This is a genomic window from Georgenia faecalis, assembly GCF_003710105.1.
Lineage (GTDB): Bacteria > Actinomycetota > Actinomycetes > Actinomycetales > Actinomycetaceae > Georgenia_A > Georgenia_A faecalis.
Genome location: NZ_CP033325.1, coordinates 1,275,458 through 1,298,291, shown reverse-complemented (window position 1 = coordinate 1,298,291; position 22,834 = coordinate 1,275,458). Strand labels below are relative to the sequence as shown.

General features: G+C 73.5%; 20 protein-coding genes and 2 tRNA genes. 8 read left to right on the top strand and 14 right to left on the bottom strand.

Annotated elements, in window-relative coordinates:
• Window positions 1-16: 16 nt before the first annotated feature.
• Window positions 17-1,255, top strand: coding sequence for a beta-ketoacyl-[acyl-carrier-protein] synthase family protein (locus tag EBO36_RS05510; RefSeq protein ID WP_187695848.1), 1,239 nt, complete (start codon window positions 17-19; stop codon window positions 1,253-1,255).
• A 136-nt stretch (window positions 1,256-1,391) separates the two neighbouring features.
• Here the strand turns inward: EBO36_RS05510 and EBO36_RS05505 are convergent, their stop codons facing one another.
• Both EBO36_RS05505 and def read right to left on the bottom strand, forming a co-directional pair.
• Entirely contained in the window at window positions 1,392-1,892 is a 501-nt protein-coding gene (locus tag EBO36_RS05505; RefSeq protein ID WP_122823726.1) for a DUF3145 domain-containing protein, read from the bottom strand.
• A gap of 160 nt (window positions 1,893-2,052) precedes the next feature.
• Window positions 2,053-2,541: a peptide deformylase gene (def, locus tag EBO36_RS05500; protein ID WP_122823725.1), complete on the bottom strand. Its 489-nt coding sequence runs from the start codon at window positions 2,539-2,541 to the stop codon at window positions 2,053-2,055.
• A gap of 114 nt (window positions 2,542-2,655) precedes the next feature.
• Between def and EBO36_RS05495 the strand changes: the two genes are divergently transcribed.
• Both EBO36_RS05495 and EBO36_RS05490 read left to right on the top strand, forming a co-directional pair.
• Window positions 2,656-4,878 carry a SpoIIE family protein phosphatase gene (locus EBO36_RS05495; protein WP_244925369.1) on the top strand — a complete coding sequence of 741 codons (2,223 nt, stop codon included), beginning with the start codon at window positions 2,656-2,658 and terminating at the stop codon, window positions 4,876-4,878.
• Window positions 4,879-4,887: 9 nt separating this feature from the next.
• Window positions 4,888-5,193 (top strand): STAS domain-containing protein, encoded by a 306-nt coding sequence (locus tag EBO36_RS05490; protein ID WP_122823723.1) that lies wholly within the window; start codon window positions 4,888-4,890, stop codon window positions 5,191-5,193.
• A gap of 132 nt (window positions 5,194-5,325) precedes the next feature.
• Here the strand turns inward: EBO36_RS05490 and EBO36_RS05485 are convergent, their stop codons facing one another.
• A complete protein-coding gene (locus EBO36_RS05485) occupies window positions 5,326-5,967 on the bottom strand; it encodes an FMN-dependent NADH-azoreductase (protein ID WP_122823722.1) in 642 nt (213 codons plus the stop codon).
• Window positions 5,968-6,060: 93 nt separating this feature from the next.
• Here EBO36_RS05485 and EBO36_RS05480 point away from each other — a divergent pair, with 93 nt between their 5' ends.
• A complete protein-coding gene (locus tag EBO36_RS05480) occupies window positions 6,061-6,615 on the top strand; it encodes a MarR family winged helix-turn-helix transcriptional regulator (RefSeq protein WP_244925368.1) in 555 nt (184 codons plus the stop codon).
• Here the strand turns inward: EBO36_RS05480 and EBO36_RS05475 are convergent.
• From EBO36_RS05475 to EBO36_RS05455, 5 genes are all read right to left on the bottom strand, one after another.
• Complete coding sequence (locus tag EBO36_RS05475; protein WP_122823721.1) at window positions 6,583-7,077, bottom strand: hypothetical protein; 495 nt, start codon at window positions 7,075-7,077, stop codon at window positions 6,583-6,585. The genes EBO36_RS05480 and EBO36_RS05475 overlap by 33 nt on opposite strands.
• 61 nt (window positions 7,078-7,138) lie before the next feature.
• The gene (locus tag EBO36_RS05470; RefSeq protein ID WP_164471359.1) at window positions 7,139-7,618 is read right to left on the bottom strand and encodes a hypothetical protein; all 480 of its coding nucleotides are present in this window, start codon (window positions 7,616-7,618) and stop codon (window positions 7,139-7,141) included.
• Window positions 7,619-7,685: 67 nt separating this feature from the next.
• Window positions 7,686-8,726: a hypothetical protein gene (locus EBO36_RS05465; protein ID WP_164471358.1), complete on the bottom strand. Its 1,041-nt coding sequence runs from the start codon at window positions 8,724-8,726 to the stop codon at window positions 7,686-7,688.
• Between the two features lie 185 nt (window positions 8,727-8,911).
• Window positions 8,912-8,987 (bottom strand) — tRNA-Asn (locus tag EBO36_RS05460).
• Window positions 8,988-9,086: 99 nt separating this feature from the next.
• Window positions 9,087-9,590, bottom strand: a complete 504-nt coding sequence (locus tag EBO36_RS05455) for a hypothetical protein (RefSeq protein WP_122823718.1) — start codon at window positions 9,588-9,590, stop codon at window positions 9,087-9,089.
• Window positions 9,591-9,636: 46 nt separating this feature from the next.
• Between EBO36_RS05455 and EBO36_RS05450 the strand changes: the two genes are divergently transcribed.
• The 3 genes from EBO36_RS05450 (at window position 9,637) to EBO36_RS05440 (ending at window position 11,040) form a co-directional block, all read left to right on the top strand.
• Window positions 9,637-9,710 (top strand) — tRNA-Ile (locus EBO36_RS05450).
• A gap of 55 nt (window positions 9,711-9,765) precedes the next feature.
• Window positions 9,766-10,182 (top strand): GNAT family acetyltransferase, encoded by a 417-nt coding sequence (locus tag EBO36_RS05445; RefSeq protein ID WP_222928777.1) that lies wholly within the window; start codon window positions 9,766-9,768, stop codon window positions 10,180-10,182.
• 171 nt (window positions 10,183-10,353) lie between these two features.
• Complete coding sequence (locus EBO36_RS05440) at window positions 10,354-11,040, top strand: ribonuclease H family protein (protein ID WP_122823716.1); 687 nt, start codon at window positions 10,354-10,356, stop codon at window positions 11,038-11,040.
• A 179-nt stretch (window positions 11,041-11,219) separates the two neighbouring features.
• Here EBO36_RS05440 and EBO36_RS05435 read toward each other — a convergent pair whose 3' ends face one another.
• The 3 genes from EBO36_RS05435 to EBO36_RS05425 form a co-directional block, all read right to left on the bottom strand.
• Window positions 11,220-12,734: a flotillin family protein gene (locus EBO36_RS05435; protein ID WP_244925367.1), complete on the bottom strand. Its 1,515-nt coding sequence runs from the start codon at window positions 12,732-12,734 to the stop codon at window positions 11,220-11,222.
• Window positions 12,735-12,924: 190 nt separating this feature from the next.
• The gene (locus EBO36_RS05430) at window positions 12,925-15,423 is read right to left on the bottom strand and encodes a glycoside hydrolase family 31 protein (protein WP_244925366.1); all 2,499 of its coding nucleotides are present in this window, start codon (window positions 15,421-15,423) and stop codon (window positions 12,925-12,927) included.
• A 79-nt stretch (window positions 15,424-15,502) separates the two neighbouring features.
• Window positions 15,503-16,129 carry a nucleotidyltransferase family protein gene (locus EBO36_RS05425; RefSeq protein ID WP_122823713.1) on the bottom strand — a complete coding sequence of 209 codons (627 nt, stop codon included), beginning with the start codon at window positions 16,127-16,129 and terminating at the stop codon, window positions 15,503-15,505.
• A gap of 58 nt (window positions 16,130-16,187) precedes the next feature.
• On the opposite strand from EBO36_RS05425, the gene EBO36_RS05420 reads away from it, so the two are divergent.
• A complete protein-coding gene (locus tag EBO36_RS05420) occupies window positions 16,188-16,952 on the top strand; it encodes an endonuclease/exonuclease/phosphatase family protein (protein WP_122823712.1) in 765 nt (254 codons plus the stop codon).
• Window positions 16,953-17,163: 211 nt separating this feature from the next.
• Here the strand turns inward: EBO36_RS05420 and EBO36_RS05415 are convergent, their stop codons facing one another.
• The 3 genes from EBO36_RS05415 to EBO36_RS05405 all read right to left on the bottom strand — a co-directional run bounded on the left by EBO36_RS05415 (window position 17,164) and on the right by EBO36_RS05405 (window position 22,825).
• On the bottom strand, window positions 17,164-19,104 hold the full coding sequence (locus EBO36_RS05415) for an amidase (RefSeq protein WP_122823711.1): 1,941 nt from the start codon (window positions 19,102-19,104) through the stop codon (window positions 17,164-17,166).
• A 162-nt stretch (window positions 19,105-19,266) separates the two neighbouring features.
• Complete coding sequence (gene dnaG, locus EBO36_RS05410; RefSeq protein ID WP_122823710.1) at window positions 19,267-21,435, bottom strand: DNA primase; 2,169 nt, start codon at window positions 21,433-21,435, stop codon at window positions 19,267-19,269.
• Window positions 21,436-21,649: 214 nt separating this feature from the next.
• Window positions 21,650-22,825 (bottom strand): epoxide hydrolase family protein, encoded by a 1,176-nt coding sequence (locus EBO36_RS05405; RefSeq protein WP_122823709.1) that lies wholly within the window; start codon window positions 22,823-22,825, stop codon window positions 21,650-21,652.
• Between the last annotated feature and the right edge of the window lie 9 nt (window positions 22,826-22,834).

Sequence of the window (22,834 nt, the reverse complement as noted above, 5' to 3'; positions counted from 1 at the left end):
GATCCCAGGAGTGAACATGGCCACCACCGTCGTCGTCACGGGTCTCGGCACCACCTCACCGCTGGGCGGTGACGTCGCCTCCACATGGGAGGGCGCCCTCGCCGGCCGCTCCGGGGTCCGCCCGCTGGAGAACGACTGGGTCGAGCGCTACGAGCTCCCCGTCTCCTTCGCGGGCCAGCTCGCCGTGCCCGCGGCCGAGGTTCTCACGCGCCCCGAGACCCGGCGGATGGACCCCAGCGCCCAGTACGCCATGGTCGCCGCGCGCGAGGCGTGGGCCGACGCCGGTTCCCCCGAGGTCGACGGCGAACGCCTCGGCGTCGTCGTCGCGTCGGGCATCGGTGGCGTGTGGACCATGCTCGACGCCTGGGACACCATCCAGGCCAAGGGCGCGCGGCGGGTCATGCCGCTGACGGTGCCCATGCTCATGCCCAACTCCCCCGCCGCGTACGTCTCCCTCGAGGTCGGCGCCCGCGCCGGCGTGCACACCCCGGTGTCCGCGTGCGCCTCCGGCGCCGAGGCGGTCGCCTACGGCGTGGAGATGATCCGCAGCGGCCGGGCCGACATCGTCGTCGTGGGCGGCACCGAGGCGGCCATCCACCCGATGCCGCTCGCGTCCTTCGCGAAGATGCGCGCCCTGTCCACCCGCAACGACGACCCGGCGGGCGCCTCGCGCCCCTACGACGTCACCCGAGACGGCTTCGTCATGGGTGAGGGGTCCGGCGTGCTCGTCCTCGAGTCCGCGGAGCACGCGGCGGCCCGCGGCGCGCGGGTGTACGCGGAGATCGCCGGCGTGGGGCTGAGCTCCGACGCCTACGACATCGCCCCGCCCGACCCGTCCGGCCGCGGCCAGGAGCTCGCCATGCGCGCCGCCCTGCGCGACGCCGACGTCAGCGACCGCGACGTCGTCCACGTCAACGCCCACGCAACCTCCACCCCGGCCGGCGACGGCGTCGAGGCAGCGGCCATGCGCCGCGGCCTCGGCGGCGAGGCGGACCACGTCGCGGTGTCGGCGACCAAGTCGATGACCGGGCACCTCCTCGGCGGCGCCGGCGCGCTGGAGACGATCTTCACGGTCCTCGCCGTGCGCGACCGCGTGGCCCCGCCCACGATCAACGTCACCGAGCTCGAGCCCGGGATCGACATCGACCTCGTCCGCGGCACCCCCCGGCCGCTGCCGGGGGGCCAGATCGCAGCGCTCAACAACGCGTTCGGCTTCGGCGGGCACAACGTCGCGCTGGTGGTCCGCAGCGTCTGAGGCGCTGCTCCGCCCTGTACGGCCGACGACGACGGCGCACCGCCGTCGGCGTCAGCCGACGCCGCAGTTCAGCCGACGCCGCAGTTCAGCCGACGCCGCAGTTCAGCCGACGCCGCAGTTCAGTCGACGTCGCGGCTCAGCCGACCCGGTGGAGCCAGCGCACCGGCGCACCGGCGCCGGCGTAGCGGAAGGGCTCCAGCTCGTCGTCCCAGGCCTGGCCGAGGGCGAGGTCGAGCTCGTGGCGCATCCGCGCCGGGTCGGACGCGCTGGCGACGGCGGCCCGCACGCGGTCCTCGGGGACGACGACGTTCCCGTGGGCGTCCGTCTGGGCGTAGAAGATGCCGAGCTCGGGCGTGTGCGACCAGCGTCCGCCGTCGACGCCGGGCGAGGGGTCCTCGGTGATCTCGTACCGCAGGTGGGTCCACCCACGCAGCGCGGAGGCGAGGCGCGCACCGGTGCCGACCGGTCCGGCCCAGGAGTACTCGGCCCGGAAGAGGCCGTCGGCGGCGGGCTGCGGGGTCCACTCGAAGGACACGCGCGCATCGAGCACCGTGCCGGCCGCCCACTCCACGTGCGGGCACAGGGCCCGGGGCGCGGAGTGCACGAAAACAACACCGCGGGTGATGACACCACTCATGGTGAGCCTCCTGGTTCCGGTTGAGGTGCGTCTTCCCCTACGACCTCGTCCGTCCAGGTGCCCGCATGATCACGGCGGAACTCGCCCATCATGCCATCACAGTGGCCCATGTCACCACCCGGCCCCCAGGAGGGAGGGCGGGCGGCCCGGACTACTCGCGTCAGAGCTGCTCGCGGATGGCGCGCATGGCCTTCTTGCGCTCGGCCCGCTCGAGGCGGTCCAGGTAGAGCATCCCGTCGAGGTGGTCGCACTCGTGCTGGAGGCAGCGGGCCATGAGCTCCTCGCCCTCGACGACGACGGGCTTGCCGTCGAGGTCGATCCCCTCGACGCGGGCGTACCAGGCGCGGCGGGTGGGGAACCACAGGCCGGGCACGGAGAGACAGCCCTCGTCGCCGTCCTGGTACTCGTCCTCGGAGACGGCCACGAGGCGCGGGTTGAGGACGTAGCCGATCTCGTCGTCGATGTTCCACGAGAAGGCGCGCAGGCTGACGCCGATCTGGTTCGCGGCCAGGCCCGCCCGCCCCTCGGTGTCGACGGTCTCGAGCAGGTCCTCGACGAGGGACCGAACGCCGTCGTCGATGTCCGTGATCTCGTCGCACGCGGTGCGCAGGACGGGGTCGCCGACGACGCGGATGTCACGCATAGCCATACGTCCAGTCTTTCACGCGCGGGGCGGTGCTCCCGTCGTGGGACCGGGGGCGTGGCGATTCGGGGGGCGGTCCGTTCCTCGGGCAAGATGGGGGCCGCTCGGGAAGGGAGCGCTGTGGACGAGACCTGGCTGGACCCCCATGTGCCGGTGGACCTCGACAACTGCGCGCGCGAACCCATCCACATCCCCGGCTCCATCCAGCCCCGGGGCGTGCTCCTCGTCCTCGACGACGACCACACGGTGGTGCAGGCGTCGGCGAGCACGGCCGCCCACCTCGGCATCGACGCGGCCGACGCGCTCGGGCGGCCCCTCGCGGACGTCGTCGGGACGGAGGCCGCCGAGGTCATCGCCGCGCACCTGCGCGCCGGCGGCGACGTCCGCGACCGCAACCCCGTGCTCGTCGACGTCCAGGGCGTCCCGACCGACGCCGTCCTCCATCACCCGCCGGGCGCGGAGCACCTCCTCGTCGTCGAGCTCGAGGCGGCGGCCGGCCCGCGGCCGCTGGAGCACACCAACACCTACCAGGCGGTGCGCGGCACGGTCGGCGCCCTCAACCGGGCCTCCAGCCTCGAGGAGCTCTACGCCGTGACGGCGCGCGAGGTCCGGGCACTCACCGGCTTCGACCGCGTGATGATCTACCGCTTCGACGCCGACTACAACGGCGAGGTGGTCGGCGAGGACCGGCGCGCGGACCTCAACAGCTTCTTCGGGCTCCACTACCCCGCTACCGACATCCCCCCGCAGGCGCGGGCGCTGTACGAGCGGAACTGGATCCGGCTCATCTCCGACGTCGAGTACGTCCCCTCGCCCATCGTTGTCGCCGACCCGCAGCGGTCCGCGCCCCTGGACCTCACCTTCGCGACCCTGCGCAGCGTCTCGCCCATGCACATCGAGTACCTGCAGAACATGGGCGTGACGGCGTCGATGTCGATCTCGCTGCTCAAGGACGGGCGGCTGTGGGGCCTCATCGCCTGCCACCACTACTCCGGCCCGTGGGCGCCGCCGTACGGGGTGCGCGCCGCCGCCGAGTTCCTCGGCTCCGTGCTCTCGCTCCGGCTGGTCGCGCAGGTGGAGGAGGACCGCATCGCCGCGGCCCGCCGCGTGGGTGCGGAGCTCGCCGGCCTCGTCGCCGCCAGCCGCGCCGAGGACGTCCCCCTGGCGGAGGCGCTCACCGGCGACGACACGCTCCTCACCCTCATGGCGGCCGACGGCGCGATCGTCCGCGCGCACGGGGAGGTGGCCACCGTGGGCTGCGCTCCCCCTGGCGCGGGGGCGCTGCTCGAGTGGGCCGTGAGCCAGGGGTCCGAGGTGGTGTGCACGACGTCGTTGGCTCAGGACGCCCCCGGGCTCGCCGCCGCCGTCCCCGAGGTCGCCGGCCTGCTCGCCGTCACGCTGCCGTCCGACGACGCCGTCGTCTGGCTGCGCCGCGAGGCGGTCTACGACGTCGACTGGGGCGGGGACCCGCGCAACAAGGAGATCGCCCGCGGGGAGGGCGAGGAGGTGCGGCTCAGTCCGCGCAAGTCCTTCGACCGGTGGCGCGAGACCGTGCGGGGCTCGTCGCTCCCGTGGACCGAGGAGCAGGCGGAGATCGCGGCGCTGCTGCGCGGTCACGTCGTCGAGGCGCTCTACCTGCGCGGGCGCCGGGACGCCCGGGCCGCCGAGGTGCTGCAGCGCTCCGCCCTGCCCGCGCAGCTGCCCGAGGTCCCGGGGTGGTCCTTCGAGGCGCGTTACTCCCCCGCGGACGGCAACCGGGTGGGCGGTGACTGGTACGACGCCCTGGAGCTGCCGGACGGCCGGCTCGCGGTCGCGGTCGGCGACGTCACGGGCCACGGCCTCGCCGCGGCCTCCACGATGGGCAAGCTCCGCAACGGCCTGCGCGCGCTCCTCGTCTCCGGTGCGGCGCAGCAGCTCGTCGCGACCGCGGTGCGCGGGCTCGACGACGTCATGCGCGTCACCATGCCCGACGAGATGGCGACCCTGCTGCTCGCCGTCGTCGACCCCGCGACGGGCGAGGCGGAGTACGCCCGCGTGGGCCACCTCCCGCTCATCGTTCTCGCGGCCGACGGCGAGGCCTCCTGGGCCGGGCCGGTGGGGGTCGCCCCGCTGGGCTACGTCGCGGGCACGCCCGAGACCGGGCGGCTCACGGTCCCACCGGGCGGCGGCCTCGTGCTGTTCACCGACGGGCTCATCGAGCGGCGGGAGACGCCTCTGGTGGAGAGCCTGAGCACGCTCCGCGACGCGTTCTCCGGGGGCGCTCCGCTGGACGCCGTCATCGCGGCGGTGCGTGACCCCCGGTCCACCGACGACGCGACCGCCGTGGTGGTCCGCCGCGGGTAGACTCACGCGGTGCGCAAAGACGCGGGGCAGATCACCCTGACCGGCTCCGGGTGCAACGTCCAGGCCGTGCTCGTCGGCGAGGTCGACCTCGCCGCGGTGCAGCGCTTCCGCGCCGCCCACCAGCGGCCAGGCCCGATCGCCGATCTCGTGGCCGAGCACCTGACGTTCATCGACTCCTCCGGGCTCAAGTTCCTCCTGCAGCTGCAGGCCGCCAACCCCGGTATGCGGCTCGTGCGGCCGTCGCGGGCCCTCACCGACCTGCTCGAGATCACCGGAACCGCGTCCCGGTTCGGGCTGGCGGACGCGACCGGCTGAGTCGCTCGCCGGCGGGCTGGTCTGCCGGCTCGAGCTGGCTCGCTGATGACCGGCTGGCTGGCTTCGCCGGCGGGCTGGCCTGCTGCGGCCCGGCGGCGACGCGCGGCCGCCGCCGGGTGTGCCGCGCAGCCGTCAGGCGGCGTGGTGGGCGGCGAGAGCCTCGCCGGCCTGCACCGCAGCTGCCTCGGCGTCGGTGCGCATGCGCGCGGCCATGTCGGCGAAGTCGTCGAGCGCCGGGTTGACACCGACGAGCGTGAACTCGCGCTCGACCACCGTGAGGTCCGCACCCCAGACGTCGGCGAGGACCCGGCGGAGGTAGTCGGTGTTGTGGTCCCAGCCCTCGCGCGGGGTGCCGGGGCCGTAGGAGCCGCCGCGCGTGGTGACGAGGACCGTGGGCGTGCCCTCGAGGAGCGGGGTGCCCTGCGGCGCCCCCGCGATGACGAGGTCGATCCACGCCTTGGCGTGCTGCGAGATGCCGAAGTTGTACAGCGGCATGGCAAGGACGACGCTCGTCGCGGCCTGCAGCTCCGCAGCGACCTCGGCGGCGATGCCGAGCGCGTTGCGCTGCGCGTCGGTGCGGTCCGCCTCCGGCGTGAAGCTCGCGGAGATCGCGGCGGCCCAGGCGTCCGCGGGCAGCGGCGCCTCGCCGAGGTGGCGGCGGACGACCGGCACCTGTGGGTGCGCGGCCACGATCGTGTCGAGCACGACGTCGGCGAGGGCGCGGCTGGCGGAGCGGTCGCCCTGGATGGTGGCGTCGACACGGAGCACGGTCATGGAGGATCTCCTCTGGTGGGGCACGTTGAGCGTTCAACTTGCAACCTACGCGCAAGGGACGTGAATGTTCAAGTCGACGGGTAGAGTGGCCTTGTGAGCACCGACACCCCGCGCGCGACCGCGCCTGATCAGGAGCCGGCCGAGCAGGCGCCGGCCGAGCAGGCGCCCTGGCTCACGCCCGGCCAGCAGCGGGACTGGCGCTCCCTGCTCGGGCTCCTCATGACCCTCCCCGCCGCCCTGGACGCCCAGCTCAAGCGCGACGCCGGGGTCAACGTGTTCGAGTACAGCGTGCTGGCGGCCCTGTCGGAGGCGCCGGACCGCGCGCTGGCGCTGAGCGATCTCGCCGCGCTCGCCCAGGGGTCGCTGTCGCGGCTGTCCCACGCGGTGACGCGGCTCGAGCGGTCGGGCTGGGTCGAGCGGTGCCCCGCCGTCGACCAGGCGGGCCGGCGCACGCAGGCGCGGCTCACCGACGGCGGCATGGTGAAGGTCAAGGAGATCGCCCCCGGTCACGTCCGCGAGGTGCGCCGCCTCGTCGTCGACTCGCTGACGCCCGAACAGCTCGTTGCGCTGGGCGAGGCGGCGCGGACCATCGCCGCTGTCACCACGGCGGGAGCCTCAGACGCCTGCCGCAGGGTCGGCGACTGCTGAGCGGAGAGCGCGGATCTCGGCGATGAGTACCTCGTCCGCCCGGCGGAGGCCGAAGGCGCACAGGAACGCGACAGCGAGCCCGTTGGCGACCGTCACCCACAACGGCAGGCGGTCGCCCACGTAGTCGCTGGCAGCGGCGAAAGAGCACACCACCCACGGCAGCACGGCAAGCGCAGTCCATCGCCCGGACCGGGTGGAACGACCGTGCTCCACGAGGATCTCCCGGTCGCGCAACGGGATGCCCCGGAATCCGAGGAGCGCATTGACGAGGTAGACGACGGCCACCAGGCCGACCCCCGCCAGGCCGGCGATCTCGCCCCACCACGCGAGTACGACGGTGGAGCCCGCCGCGGCGCCGATGGAAAGGTAGTACCCCCGTGGGTTCATCCGGAGGTCGCGCTCGCCGCGCACCTGGTCCGCGTACGGCTCTCTCGGGGCGCCGGCGGGCGCGGGCTCCTGCATGGCGCCAGAGTGCCAGGGACCGCCTTTGGCCGTACGGCAATCACCGGGCGAAGACGGTCGCTCAACCGGCCTGTTGCCGAGCCCGCGCCAGGTTGTGGGCGATGAGCACCTCCTCGGCGCGCCGCAAGCCGACGGCCCACAGCGGCACGACCGCCACACCCAAGACAATGGCCGCCCACAGCGGCACGCCGCCGGAGAGGATCGTGCCCCGAACAAGGTTCCAGCAGACGAGCCACACCACGAGCGGCCCCAGCATCCAGAGCCCCGAACGCAGCGGACGGGCCGGTGACAGCGTGGTGCCGGGTGGGGACAAGGGAATGCTGCGGTAGCCGAGCATCCGGTCGACGAGAACGACGACGACGATCAACACGAAACCCACCGTCACACCGAGGGAGCCGAACCAGGCAAGGACGAGCATCCCCCCGAAGGCGGCGCCGGTCGCCACCTGGTGCGGCCACGCATTCGGCCGCATCACCACATCGCCGGACGGCTGGCCGGCTAACGGCGCGCGGGGAGCGCTCCAGGGCACGGGCTCTTGCACGGTGATCAGCGTGGCAGAAGCGTGCGCCGCTGTCGGCCGTTCGCACGCGCCACCGCCGCTGGATCGGTCAGGGCTCGAAGTCCAGTTTCAGCGCCTCGAGTGGGGCGCCTTGGAGTGTGGTGGCTCGTGCGTGGGCGCCGCCGGCCGGACATACACCCTTGTGATGGGCGTCCCCGTCGTAGAACAGGACGCGGCACCGGCCGCACCGGGCCCACTGATCCTGCCCGGTCGGGGCCTGGGTGCTGAGCGGGAGGCTGAAGCGGAAGCCCTGCCGCTCGTGACCACCCGCACCGGCGGGGCAGGTGCCCGGATCGCCAGGGGCGGAGCCCAGTCCACTGCCGGGACGGACCATGGCGAAGCAACGGTTGCAGAACCGCCAACCGGCTTCGGTGGCGGGGCTCGCGGGCCGGTCGTGCGGCAGGTAATAGCGGTAGCCCTGGGCCACGTGGCCAGCGCCGCCGTTGCCGGGGCACACGCCGTTGCGCGGGATGAACTCGGTGGTGAAGCCTTGGTAGAACATCGCAAAGCAGTGGTTGCAGAACCGCCACTTCGTCTGCCCCCGCATCCGCGTCCCGAATGTCGCAGTGTAAGAACCGCCCTGGCCGTTAAAGGCCAATGTCTGGCTGGCGGTTCGCCCCGTCTCCGCGAGCGCGAGGTCTTCAGGCGTGAAACGCAGCTCCTGCAGGTCGATGATGTCGTCGTCCGGCGCGCCCGTGAACGTCGCCTTGAGGCCCCGCCGAATGCGTCCCATCGCGTCTTTGACCCGCACGTCGCGCGCGGCGCCGCGAGTCCGCGCGATAGAGGACGCTCCGGCAGCGGCCGCGGACGCCCCCGCACTGAACGGGCTGGAATTGTCATGCTCCATGAGGGCGGCAATGATGATTGCGGCGTCGGGTGAGGCCAGCTCACGCTCGTCGTCGTTGAACCAGAACGGGATGAAACCGATCGGCCGGGTATCGCCGTCGCTCATATCGAAGGGGCCGTACCGGCGGTGCGTGGTGGCCGGTGCGTCGAGGTCGGCGGCGAAGACGACGAGGTACGGCTCGTCGCCCCCGAGGCCGTCGGTGGTCTCCACGCAGTGCAGTGCCTCGACCCACATGTAGAGCACGGCGACCTCCCCCGCACGCACGAGCAGCCGCCGCGCCGGAGTGCAGCAGGCCTGCTCGACGGTACTGCTGCCCCCCGGTCCTGCCAAGGGGTCCGCCCCGCTCGCCAGCTCGCGTCGCGACTACTGCGACCGCCCCGACTCCTGGGACTACCGATGATTCATGCGGGCCAACTGCGCTGAGGCCGTGGCTCCCGCGACTGGACTCGAACCAGTAACCGTCCGATTAACAGTCGGATGCTCTGCCAATTGAGCTACGCGGGATCGTGCGGACCGACTCTAGCAGGACCGGAGCACCCCTCTCGAACCGGTCAGCAGCCCCGGAGTGTGACCTTCGCCGCTCCCGGCCGGCCAAGCCGTCGGCTACTCCGGCAGGCCGACGGCGCGACGCGCCCGGCGCTCCAGCTCGTCGATCTGGCGCTGCTCGTCGTCGGTCCCCGTCAGGGTCCCGAACGCCGTCAGCTGGGAGTACAGCGAGCCGTCCTCGTCGCGCCGCACGGTCGCCCGCACCTGCCCCCCGGCGAGCGTCAGCGTCTCGGCGTGGATGACCGACGACTGCACGCGCTCACGCAGGCTGGTGGTGAAGCGCTCGACGTCGTCGTCCGCGAGGGTGAGGACCTCCTCAGGCCGCCCGCGGTCCGACCACGTGATGGTGAAGGTCCGGGCGTCGCCGTCCCACTTGCCGTTCTCAATGTGGTGCCAGGGTGCCCGGAGCCGCACGCCCTCCTCCCCGACGACGACGAGCGCCGGCTTGGTGACGACGGCCCACCCGTCCCCCGCGAGCTCGGCCGCGACGAGCGACCGCTCGCCGTCCAGGTGCCGGGCGAAGGAGTCGGGCAGGCGGGCGGTGCGGCGACGCTTGAGCATGGTCAACGGTATCTCTGCCCCGCGCCGTTAGGCTGTGAGGCCGTAGGCCCCAGTAGCTCAGCCGGTCAGAGCAGCGGACTCATAATCCGTCGGTCGCAGGTTCAAGCCCTGCCTGGGGCACCTCGCGCGCGGACCGGAACTCGTTCGCGCGCAGCCACCTCCTAGAGTCATCGGCGTGCAGGTCGCCCCCCTCTCCCCCGACGACGTCGAGGCCGCCCTGGCGCTCTGGGACGCCGTCGGGCTCACCCGGCCGTGGAACGACGCCCGGTCCGACCTGCTCCGGGCCATGCGCGGCCCGGACTCGACGGTCCTCGGAGGCTACGGACCGGCCGGCGCCCTCATCGCCACCGCGATGGTGGGCCACGACGGTCACCGCGGCTGGGTCTACTACGTCGCCGTCACGCCTGAGCGCCGGGGCGAGGGCCATGCCCGGCAGATCATGCGGGCGTGCGAGGAATGGGTGCGGGATCAGCAGATCCCGAAGCTCCAGCTCATGGTGCGCACCGACAACCACGACGTCGTCGGCTTCTACGAGGCGCTGGGGTACGAGACGTCCGAGGTGACGGTACTCGGGCGCCGCTTCGTCGACTGAGCGATTATAGATCGCCCCGAGCAGCCGGCGCACCGGACGGCCCGTTCGCGACTGCGCCGCGCCGCACCACCGCGACGCGGCCGTGGTCACAGGTGTCGGTGGCGGAACGCGCTCCGCCGATCGGCGACGATAGGAGGCCAGCAGGAGCAGCAACACGCGAGGAGATCCACCGTGGCCGCATGGTCCACCCAGACCGCCCTGGGCAAGCAGCTCGGGCTGTCCGCCATCCAGGTCGGCACCCAGCTCACCGCCCTCGGCCTCAAGGACGGCCCCGCCGCCACCCCCGACGCCCTCACCCGGGGCCTCGCCAAGGAGTCCCAGACCCGCGCGGGTGACACGTTCTTCCTCTGGCGCACCGAGGACGTCCTCGGCCTCCTCCAGGGCGGTGAGATGCCCGCCGCTCCCCCGGCGGCCGACTACAGCACCTTCGACCGGGTCATCGCCACCGACGGCTCCGCCATCCGCAACCCCGGCCCTACCGGCTGGGCGTGGGTCGACCAGCGCACCCGCGAGACCGGCGCCGGCCGCTTCGACCACGGCACCAACAACATCGGCGAGATCACCGCCGTCATCGAGGCCCTCGACCACGTCGGCCCCGACGGCGACGTCCTCATCCGCGCCGACTCCAAGTACGTCATCGACATGGCGACGAAGTGGCTGCCCGGGTGGAAGCGCCGCGGGTGGAAGAAGGGGGACGGCAAGACGCCGGAGAACCTCGCCCTCGTCCAGCGCCTCGACGCCCTCCTCGAGGGCCGCCGCGGCCGCACCGAGTTCGAGTGGGTCCGCGGACACTCGGGCGACGAGTTCAACGAGATCGTCGACGCCCTCGCCAACGCCCAGGCGCGCGGCACCGCCTGACGCACGAAGGGGGTGGTCGGCGCGGCGGCCGCCCCCGGCATGGGGATTGGCGCCACCTGCGTCCGGCACCCATGCCCGCGCCGGCACGCACAGGCTCCGGCACTCACGCACGCCAGCACGCACAGCGAGCCGGCACCCCACGATGGAGGTGCCGGCCCGCCGTGCCCGACGCCGGAGCGTCAGTTCCGCGTGAGGCTCGCGCCGTCCGCCGCCGCGCCCGACGCCGCAGCGTCAGTTCCGAGTGATCGTCCCCCGTCACCGGCGGCGACCCCGGTCGCATTCGCGGTGACGCCGCCGTCGGCCAGGCCGGACAGCACCGCGCCCAGGTCGATGCCGGTGAGGGCCTTGATGGTGGCCGCGCCCTCACCGAGGACGTTGCCGGCGATCTTGGAGACGGAACCGGCGCCGTCGGTGCCGACGACGGTGAGGCTGTCGATCTTGCCCACGGGCTCGGCGGCGGCGCGCATGACCTCCGGGAGCTGGTTCACGAGCTGCTGGAGGATGACGGCGCGGCCCTGCTGGGCCAGGGCGTCGGCCTGCGCCTTGGTCGCCTCGGCCGTGGCGATGCCCTCGGCCCTCGCGGCCTCCGCGCGCGCGTGGCCGAGGGCACTGATGGCCTCCGCCTCGTTGCGCTGGGCGGCGAGCTCGGCCGCGGAGAGCGTGGTGCGCTTGTACGCGTCGGCCTCGGCAGCGGCCTTGCGAGCGTCACGCTCACCCTCGGCCGCCTTCGCCGCGGCGTACGCGGCCGCTTCCGCGGGCTTGCGCACGTCGATGTCGAGCTGCTGCTCGGTCACCTTCGACTGCTCCTCCAGCGCGGCGCGCTCCTTCGCGGCGACGATGCGCTCCTGCTCGGCGCGGGCCAGCTGCCCGGCGGCCTCCGCCTCCGCGGATGCCCGGTCCGTCTCGGCCTTGATGCCCGCCTGCTTGAGCGCGAGGTCGCGCTGGCGCTCGGCGACCCTCTCGCGGGTCTCGATCTGCGCGCTCTCCGACACGAGGAGCGCCTGTGCCTCGCGGACCTCGGCGACCTGGCGTGCCTCGGCCGCCTGCGCGCGACCGAGGTTGGTGAGGTAGTCCGAGCCGGGCGTGGAGATGTCGGCGAGGTTGACGAGGTCGATGTGGAAGCCCTGCTGGTGCAGGTCCGGCCGGATGGAGTGGAACACCTCGCGCTGGAGCTCGTCCCGCTTCTTGATGATGTCCTCGACCGGCATGGACGCCAGCACTGGCCGCAGCGCCCCCTCGAGGGCCTGCTGGAGCGGCTGCTCGAGCTTGGCCTGCTGGGACGTGAACCGCTGGGCCGCCCGGAGCACGCCGTCGGCGTCGCCGCGGACCTTGAAGGACACCGACGCCCGGACCGCGACGCCGATGAAGTTGGCGTCCACGCCCTCGACGGTGAGGGCGATCTGACGCTGCTCGAGGGAGATCTTCGTGACCGACTCGAAGAACGGCTTGACGAAGGTGCGGCCACCGATGACGACCCGCGGTCCCTTGGTCTCGAGGACCTGGCCGTCGACGGGGAGCGCGTCGAGGCTGCCGGTGGGGCCGCCGCCCTTGGCGTCGCCGCGGCCCACGATGACGAGGGCCTCGTTGAGGTCGACGGTGCGGATGGAGCGCCGAATCGCGATGAACAGGATGAGCGCGACGATGACGGCGGCGATGACGACCGGGAGTGCTCCGAGAAGGAGAACCGTGTCCACGAACGAATCCTTTGGGTGGGAGGGACGCCGGTCACCAGGGGCACCGTTACGCGGGGGTCCCCGGCTCCCAGCCGACGCGCGACGACGTCGCGCGCCCCTGCAACCTATTGCGCCGGCGGAGCCCCCGTTGACCATTCCGCGACAAATGTCGCGCCGGACGCCGGAACCGGGCGCCGGCCAGCCCCCGGGCTCAGACCTCGAGCTCGAGCGTGAACGGCGTCCCCGCGTTGGGCACCACGACGCGCCCGTCGCGCACCTGGGTCTCGACGCCGTCGACCAGCACGCTCGCCGGCGCGGCCCCGTGGAGCACGACGCGGAACGCCTCCCGGGCGAACTCGGCGAACCCGTCGCCGTCGACGCGGGCGTCCAGCCGCACCCGGCCCCCGGCGCGGGTGACCTCCAGCTCGGTGCGGTAGCGGGCGCCGTCGGCCGCGGCGAAGGTGAGGCCGTCGTCCTCCTGGAGGAACGAGGTGCGGGTGCCGTCCGCGCCGGGGACGAAGAGGTGGAGCTCGACGACGTCGGGCCGGTAGCCCGCCGTCGTCGGCGGGGCCTCGGACCACATCGGCACGACGGCGCCGCCACGGGCGAACAGGGGGATGCGGTCCATCGGCGTGGCGGCGGTGACGAACCGCGGCCCGGCCAGCCGCTCCCCCGTGTGCCAGTCGTACCAGGTGCCCTCGGGCAGGTAGACCTGCCGCGCGGTGGTGCCGGCGGCGACCACCGGCGCGACGAGCAGGTCGGGGCCGAACAGGTACTGGTCGTCGATGTCGCGGACCGCGGCGTCGTACTGGAAGTCGTAGACCAGCGGGCGCTGGACGGGCGCGCCGGTCTCCGAGGCCCGCAGGAACGCGGCGTAGAGGTACGGCATGAGCCGGTAGCGCAGCGCGATGGCGTCGCGCACGAGGTCCTCCACCGCCTCGCCGAACGACCACGCGTACTGGTCGACCGTCCCGGCCATGGCGTGGTTGCGGAAGAACGGGGTGAGCGCGCCGTACTGCGTCCAGCGCGCGAGGAGCTCGGCGCTGGAGTCCTCACCGAAGCCGCCGACGTCGGCACCCGCGAAGGGCTGGCCGGAGATGCCCAGGCCGGCGCCCATGGGAATGCTCATCCACAGGTGCTCCCAGCGCGACATGTTGTCGCCCATCCAGTTCGCGGCGTAGCGCTGGATCCCCGGGGAGCCGGCGCGGCTCAGCACGAAGGTGCGCTTGTCCGGCATCGCCTCCAGCAGCCCCTCGGTGGTCCCCATGGCCATGAGCAGCGCGTACTGGTTGTGGTAGCGCTCGTGGGGGAACTGGCCCCGCCCGAAGCGCATCGCCTCGGCCGGGATGGCGCCGGTGGCGGGCTCGTTCATGTCGTTCCAGATGCCCGCGAGGCCGGAGCGCACGTGGTCGGCGTTGAGCTCGCCCCACCACGCCCGCGCCTCCGGCTCGACGAAGTCGGGAAATGCCGTGATGCCCGGCCATACCTGGCCGACGTAGACGCTCCCGCTCTCCGTGCGGCACAGGACGTCGCGCTCGACCGCCTGGTCGAACACCGCGTAGCCGGGCTCGTGCTTGACGCCGGGGTCGACGATGGTGATGACACCGAAGCCCTGCTCGCGCAGGTGCTCGAGCATGCCGGGCGCGTCGGGGAACTGGTCGGTGTTCCAGGTGAAGACCCGGTAGCCGTCCATGTGGTCGATGTCGAGCCACAGCACGTCGCACGGGATGCCGCGCTCCCGGAGCCGGGCCGCGAGCGCCTCGAGGTCGTCCTGGCTGTAGTCGAACCAGCGGCACTGGTGGAAGCCGAGCGCCCACAGCGGCGGCGGGGCCGCGCGGCCGGTGAGCCACGTGTACGCCTCGAGGATGTCGGGCATGTCCGGGCCCGCGAAGACGTACTCGCAGTACTGCCCACCCTCGAAGGTCATCGAGTACTCGGTGCCCTCGGAGAAGTCGTAACCCGCGCGGTAGCCGTTGTCGACGAACGACGCCGCCATCGCCCCGGTGCGGGCGGCCTGGTGGTAGAAGAACGGGATCGACATGTAGTACGGGTCGAACTCCACGCTCGTGTTGTCCGAGCGGGGGTCGTCGGCGTCCGTCGCGGCGAACTCCCCCGACGCCTGCGGGTCGAGGACGTCGGTGTTCCACAGGGTGAAGCTGCGGCCCTTGCGGTTGTGCCGGCCCGCCTTCTCCCCCAGGCCGAAGACCGCGTCCTCGCGGCGGGCGCGCCGCCGCACGTGGAAGGCGTCGTTGAGGACGGCGTAGGCCCAGGAGCGGCCCTCGTCGTCGACGACGCTCTCGACGACGGCGCTGCCGTCGGTGCGGTGCACGTCGATCCGGAACGGGTCGAGCCACACCGAGACGACGAGAGCTGACGTGCGCACCCGGGCGACGTCGTCGTCGATCTCGACGGTGTGCTCGACGTCCTGGGACAGGGGGTCGACGCACAGGGCGAAGGTCGGCGACTCGTCGAACGTCCCGCCGCGGCTGATCCGGATCCGGACGACGTCGTCGCGCACCACGTCGACCTCGAGCGCCTCACCGTGCAGCGCGGCCCGCAGGCCGCGGGGCGTGGTGACGGCGTCCGTCGCGCGCTCGAACCGGATGTAGTACTGCGTGTCGACCAACGCCTTGCCCTTCGTCCGTTCCGCAGTGCCCGACGGCGGTCCGGCCGTCCCCGCGGGATCGTCGCCCGGGCACTCGCCGGGCACCCCGAAAGCCTAGCCGCGGGGCGTGGTGGGGCCGTCCTGCCCGATGGCCGGGCGGCCCCACCGCTCGGCACGCCGCAGCTCAGCTCGCCGCAGCTCGGCTCGCCGGCGCGACCCCCGCCGCTCGGCTCGCCGGCGCGACCCCCGCCGCTCGGCTCGCCGGCGCGACCCCCAGGTCGCGCACGAGGCTGAGGAACGCCCGCGCGTAGGGGCTGTCGTCGACGGCGTCAGTGACCCGGTCCCAGTCGATCTGCTCACGCAGGGCGCGCGCGATGGGCAGCAGGCGGGAGAAGTCGCAGTAGTGCTCCCCGAGGACGCGGAGCTTGGAGGAGAGCAGGTCGCTCGCGCTGAGCACCGGCATCCGGACGGCGAGCACCTCGAGCACGTCGGCCCGCTCGAACAGCGCCGGGTCCACCGGCTCCCCGGTGATCCGGAAGAGGACATCGACGAGGGCGCCGTGGTGGTAGGCCTTGAACAGCCAGTTCTCGGCCGGCTCCTTGACGTCCAACCCCGCGGCCGCCACGGCGGCCCGGGCGCGGTCGACGTCCTCCTCGCGGATGACGAAGTCGGCGTCGTGGTCGGGCTCCGGCGCACCACGCGCCCACGCGGCGTAGCTGCCGCACAGGGCGAAGGGGATGTCGGCGTCGGACAGGGCGACCGCGGTGAGGCGAAGGCCGTCGTGGAGGGCCTCGCGTTCTTGATCAGACATGGGTGCCGGTCTACACGAGCGCGTGCGACCTCGCAGCCGCGGGGGAAGAATCGCCTCGATGCGTCTGGCGACTTTCAACATCCTCCACGGCCGTTCCCTCGTCGACCGCGAGGTCGACCTCGACCGCTACGCGCGCGCCGTCGCGGACCTCGACGCCGACGTCCTCGCGCTCCAGGAGGTCGACCGGGACCAACCGCGCTCCCACGGGGCGGATCTCACGGCCATCGCCGCCGACGCCATGGGCGCCCCGCACCACCGGTTCGCCGCCACGCTCACCGGGCTGCCCGGGGTGTGGACCGGGGCCACGGGTGACCACCAGCCCAACGCCGCGAGCTACGGGGTGGCGCTGCTGAGCCGCTACCCCGTGACGTCGTGGTCGGTGCTCAAACTCCCGGCGCTGCGCGGCCGCGTGCCCGTCGTGTTCCCCGGCCGGCGCCGGCTCAACATGGTCCTCGACGAGCCGCGGGTGGCGCTGGTCGCCGTCGTCGAGGCCCCGGGCGGGCCCATGACGGTCGTCTCCACCCACCTGACGTTCATCCCGGGCTGGGGCCCGGTCCAGCTCCGCCGGCTCGTCTACCGGCTCGCCGACCTGCCGCGCCCCGCCGTGCTCATGGGCGACCTCAACCTCGTGGGCTCGCGCCCGGCGCAGGTGACGGGCTGGCACACCCTCGCGGAGGGGCTGACGTTCCCCGTGGCGGACCCCAACCGCCAGCTCGACCACATCCTCGCCGACGGCCCACTGCGCCCCACCAGCGACTCCCTCTCCATCGACACGGGGGTGTCGGACCATCGCGCCCTCGTGGTCGAGGTGGAGCAGTACTAGGGGCGGTCGAGGTCAAGCGGACCGCGGCGACTGGCGGTGCGGGGCCGGGCGGGCGCGGGCCGGGCGGGCGCGGGCCGGGCGGGCGCGGGGCCAGGCCACCGGGCGCGGGACGCGAGGCGCGGGGCGCGGGGCGCGGGGCCAGGCCACCGGGGCCCGAGCGCCCAGGAAGGGCGCCCTCCACCGGAGGACGCCCTTCCCTTCACTGGATCCGTCAGCGGGTGGCGAGCCACCGGCGTCGGGCGATCGGCACGGTTGCGAGGCCGAGGCCGAGGGCGAGCGCGGCCGCCGCACCGCCGGCGAGGGCTCCCGCCGTCGTGCCGGTGCGCGGGAGCTCACCGCCGGCACTACCGCCTCCGGCACCGCCGCCCGGCGGGGTCCCCGGCGCACCGATGGGGGCCTCCGTGGGAGGCGCGGTCGGTCCCGCGGTCGGCGGTGTCGTCGGCGTCGGGACCGGCTCGGTCGGCGTCGGGACCGGGTCCGTCGGGGTGGGCTCCGGCGTCGGCTCGGGCGTCGGCTCGGGCTCCGGCACCGCGAGCTCCGGCGTGCTCGCCGGGGCTGTGCGGTGACCGGTCGCCTGCTCGTAGTCGTAGCTCATGGCGAGCAGGTCCGGCTCGGAGAACGGCAGGCCCATGAGCTCGAGGCCGACGGGAAGACCGGCGTCGGTGAAGCCGGCCGGCACGGAGATCGCCGGGAAGCCGGTCTGCGCGGAGGACCCGCAGTTGGTCCCCGGCTGCGGCTCGCCCACCGGCTGCGCCACCTGGCGGATGGTCGGGTAGGCGAGGGCGTCGAGGTCCTCCTCGGCGAAGGTCTCGGTGAGGATCTCCCGCGCCCGCTCCTGCAGGGCGAGCCTGTCGGTGTACTCCGGGGTGGGCAGGTCAGCTGCGGCGTCGAACCGGGTGAGGCTCGTGAGGACGGACGGGGTGACGTCGCCGCTGGCGATGATGTCGGAGAGGGTGAGCTGGTCGACGGGGGCCGTCAGGGCGGCGAGCCCCTCCGGCCACTGGGCCCCCTCCTGGGCGAGGTAGGTGTTGAGGTCGCGCTTGAACTCGTCGCCGATGACGCCCGACCCGGAGATGGCGTCGATGTACTCCTGGCTCATCGTGATCTCGACGACGTCCGCCCCCTGCGCCTCGAGGTCCTCCATCGCCGCGCGGATGAGCGCAGAGGTGGGCTGCTCCTCGGGCGTCACCCCCAGGTACTCGGGGTTGACGAGGAGGCCGATGGTCCGCCCCTCGAGCGCGGTGTCGTCGAGGCTGTCGAGGTAGGTCTCGGGGATCTCACCGTTCGAGAGCGCCGTGATGGGGTCCTTGGGGTCGTACCCGACCGTGGCGTCGAGGAACAGCGCGACGTCCTCGACCGTCTTGGCGATCGGCCCGCCGACGTCCTGGGTGTGGGACATCGGAGCGATGCCGTCCCGGCTCGACAGGCCCCACGTCGGCCGGAGCCCGACGAGGTTGTTCTGCGCGGCGGGGATCCGGATCGACCCGCACGTGTCCGAGCCGAGGCCCGCGGTGGCGAGGCTCGCGGCCACGCTCGCCCCGGTGCCGCCGCTGCTGCCGCCCGGGTTGCGGGTCTGGTCGTAGGGGTTGCGGGTCTGCCCACCGAGGGAGCTGATCGACGTGATCCCCGCGGCGAACTCGTGGAGGTTCGTCTTCGCGATGACGATGGCGCCCGCCGCCCGCAGCCGCTCGACCTGCGTGGCGTCGTCGGGCGCCTGGAAGGCCGCCAGGGCGACCGACCCGCTCGACGTCGGCATGTCCCACGTGTCGTAGTTGTCCTTGACGACGATCGGCACGCCGTGGAGGGGGCCGCGGACGGTGCCGGCCGCGCGCTCGGCGTCGAGCAGCGCCGCCTCGGCGAGGGCGTTCTCGTTGACCGTGATGACGGAGGACAGGCCGGGCTGGTTCCCGTACGCGTCGTCGTACGCGGCGATGCGGGCGAGGTACTGCTGGACGAGCGCGACCGACGTCGTCGAGCCGCTCTCGAGCAGGGCGGAGGCGTCGGCGACGCCGAGCTCGACGACGGCGGGGGCCGGGTCCGGCACGACGCCGAACGCGGACGGCGCGACCACGGCCATGGCGCTGAAGCACGCCGTGACGCCGACGGCGGCGGCGCCGAGCCGTCGTCGCCGGGATGCGGTGGTGGTGGGCATGGTGCTCCTCATGGCACGGGAGGGCCGCGCCGCAGCAGTGCCGACGCGGGCGGGCACCTGGCGGCGCCCGTCTGTCGCACCGTAGGGAACTGGTGTTTCGCCACCGTGTGGCCCACGTTTCCCGGGCGTTGCCAGGGTTGCGGCGCGTTGCCGGGTGTCCCGCTACTCCTCGACGCGCAGGGCGCGGCGGCGGCTCTCCAGGGCGACGAGCTCGGCGAAGACCTCGCCGTAGGTCGGGTCGGTGGGCTCGGTGCGCTGGAGCCGGCCCTTGAGGTCGGCGATCTGCCGGGTGACGCCCATCTCGATAAGTGCGAGGAGCACCCCCCGGGCGTAGGCGCCGAGGGCCTCGGGGCGGTCCTCGGGCAGCGGAGCGACGGCGAGCTCGGTGATGACCCCCGCGACCGGCCCGACGGCGTTCTCCCGCACCTGCTCGGCCCACCAGGAGGCGGCGTGCGCCGTGGCCCGGTCGTGCCCGAGCTCGGCGCTCACACGCTCGAGCTCCGCTCCGAAGGCCGCCGTCCCGCCCGCGGCGCGGATGGCGTCGTGCACCGCCCGGTAGGCGGGAACGGTGAACGTGTCGGGCGCGAGGCCGTCGAAGCCGGCACCGACGGCGTGCATGGGCAGCTGGAGCACCACCTCGAGGACCTGCCGCTCGAGCCGGCCCACCGGGTCCTCCCGGCCCGGGCGCCCGGGCATCGACTGCCCGCCGCGACGGTCGCCGCCGGAGTCGGCGTTGTCGCGCCCGCCCTGGCGTCCGTACCCCCGGCTGTCGGCGCCGTAGCTGCCGCCGCGGTCGCGTGGGCCGCCGTCGCGAGAACCACCACCACGGGACCCCTGGCCGGAGCCCCCCTGGCCGTAGCCACCGCCGTCGGCCCGGCGGGCGCCGTCAGGCCGACCACTCTCGGAACGCGTACTGCCGTCGGGGCGGGATCCCCCGCCCTGGCCGCTGCCGCCCGGGCCACCGGAGGCGCGCGCGGCGGCGGCGACGGCGCGCCGGACGGACGCCTCGTCCATGCCGAGCCACCCGGCGAGCTCCCGGGCGTACTCGCTGCGCAGGGCGTGGTCGCGGATGCCGGCGACGACCGGGGCCGCGACGCGCAGGCCGGCGACGCGGCCCTCGGCGGTGTCGAGGTCCACCTGCGCGAGCACCGACCGGATGGCGAAGGCGAAGAGCGGCTGCCGGCTGGCGACCAGGTCGCGCACCGCACCCTCACCGCGCTGGATGCGCAGGTCGCAGGGGTCGAGGCCGGTGGGCTCGACGGCGACGAAGGTCTGCGACGCGAAGTTCTGGTCCTCGTTGAACGCCCGCAGGGCCGCCTTCTGCCCGGCGGCGTCGCCGTCGAAGGTGAAGATGATCTCGCCGCCCCGGGCACTGCCCGACGCGAGGATCACCCCCGCCGCGGCGTCGGCGGAGTCGCCGAGGAGTCGCCGGACGATGCGGACGTGGTCGCTGCCGAACGCCGTCCCGCACGTGGCGATCGCCGTCCCCACCCCGGACAGGTGCGCCGCCATGACGTCGGTGTACCCCTCGACGACGACGACCCGCTTGTCCTTGGCGATGGCGCGCTTGGCGAGGTCGAGGCCGTAGAGGACCTGTGACTTCTTGTAGATCGGGGTCTCGGGGGTGTTGAGGTACTTGGGGCCCTGGTCGTCCTCGTGGAGGCGCCGCGCGCCGAAGCCGATGGTGTCGCCGGTGATGTCACGGATCGGCCAGATGAGGCGTCCGCGGAACCGGTCGTAGACGCCGCGGTTGCCCTGGCTCACCAGGCCCGAGGCGATGAGCTCCGGCTCGGTGAAGCCACGCCCGCGCAGGTGCCGCAGGAGGTGGTCCCAGCCCTGCGGCGCGTAGCCGACGCCGAACATGTCCGCCGCGGCGCGGTCGAAGCTGCGCTCGGTGAGGAAGGTGCGGGCGATCTGCGCCTCCGGCGTGCTGATCTGCTCGCGGAAGTACTCCTCGGCGACCCGGTGCGCGTCGAGGAGGCGCTGACGGCGGCCGTGCTCGTTGGCGGGGCGCGTGCTGCCGCCGTCCTCGTAGCGCAGCTGGATGCCGACCCGGCCGGCGAGGTGCTCGACGGCCTCGCTGAACGGCAGGTGGTCGATCTTCTGGACGAAGGAGATGACGTCCCCGCCCTCGTCGCAGCCGAAGCAGTGCCACAGGCCCAGCTGCGGGCGGACGTGGAAGCTCGGGGTGCGCTCGTCGTGGAAGGGGCACAGGCCCTTCATCGAGCCGACGCCGGCGGGCTTGAGGGTGACGTGTGCCCCGACGATCTCGTCGATGCGGGCGCGCTCGCGCACCGCCGCGACGTCCTCGCGCTTGATGAGTCCGGCCACCTGCCGAGTGTAGGTCGGGTTCGCGACCGGTCCTCGCGCCTTCCCCATCACCCGGCGGTCTGGTGCCCGCTCGTGATCGTCCGGACGCGTGGGTCAGAACCGACGGGGGTGAACGACGTCGTCCGCCGTCGGCCACCCCCTCTCCGTCCCTTGCGGCGGCGCGGTGCGGTGCGGTGCGGTGTAGTGCGGCGCGGTGCGGCGCGTGCGGAGCGGGTTACCGGAGGGGCCGGAAGAAGGCCCGCAGGTCCTCGACGAGGACGTCGGGCACCTCGAGGGCCGGGAAGTGCCCGCCGCGGTCGTGCTCGGCCCAGTACCGGATGTCGGGGTACCGACGGGTGGCCCAACGCCGGGACGGTCGAGGGACCTCGGCGGGGAAGACCGAGGCGCCGACCGGGACGGTGACGGGTTCGGCGTCGACGCCGTTGATCCACGCCGAGACCCGTTCGATGCTCTCCGCGTACAGCCGGGCCGACGATGCCGCGGTGCCGGTGAGCCAGTAGAGGGTCACCTGGTCGAGGACCTGGTCGAGGGTGAGGGCGGCGTGCTCGCCCCGGACGTCGCTCCACGTGATCAGCTTCTCCGCGATCCACGCGCACAGGCCGACCGGGGAGTCGAGCAAGGCGTACCCGAGCGTCTGCGGCGCCGTCCGGTGGACCTCCGAGTACGCCGAGGACGTGCGCGCCCGCTTCTCGAGCTCTGCCAGGGCTGTGTCCTCAGCGGCGGTGAGGTCCTCGGCGGCGGTCGGGCCCGGGCCGGCGGTCGGGCCCGGGCCCGCCAAGGGCGGGACGAGGTGGATCCCCACCACCCGCTCGGGGTCCAAGGCCCCCAGCGAGCTGCTGATACTGGTGCCCCAGTCGCTGCCGGCAGCGCCGAACCGGGCGTACCCGAGACCGGTCATCAGCTCCCGCCACGCCGCCGCAATCCGTTCGATGCCCCAGCCGGGCGACGCGGGCCTCGCGCTGAAGCCGTAGCCCGGCAACGAGGGGATGACGACGTGGAAGGCGTCGCGGGCGTCGCCGCCGTGCGGAACCGGGTCGGTGAGAGGTCCCACCAGAGGGAGGAGCTCCAGCACCGACCCCGGCCAACCGTGGGTGAGGACGAGGGGTAGTGCATCGCGGTGCGGCGACCGGGCATGGAGGACGTGCAGGTCCAGCCCGTCGAGGGTCGCCAGGTATTGCGGAACGGTATTCAGGCGGGTCTCGGCGGCGCGCCAGTCGTAGTCCTCGAGCCAGTACCGGCACAGGCTCTGCATGACCGGCAGGGGGATGCCCTGCTCCCAGCCGGGCGCCGTGGACTGCTCGGGCCAGCGGGTGCGCCGGAGCCGGTCGCGTAGGTCGTCGAGGTCGGCTTCGGGCACGTGCACCGTGTGCCGCCGAAGGTCAATGGGCACGGCGGGCTC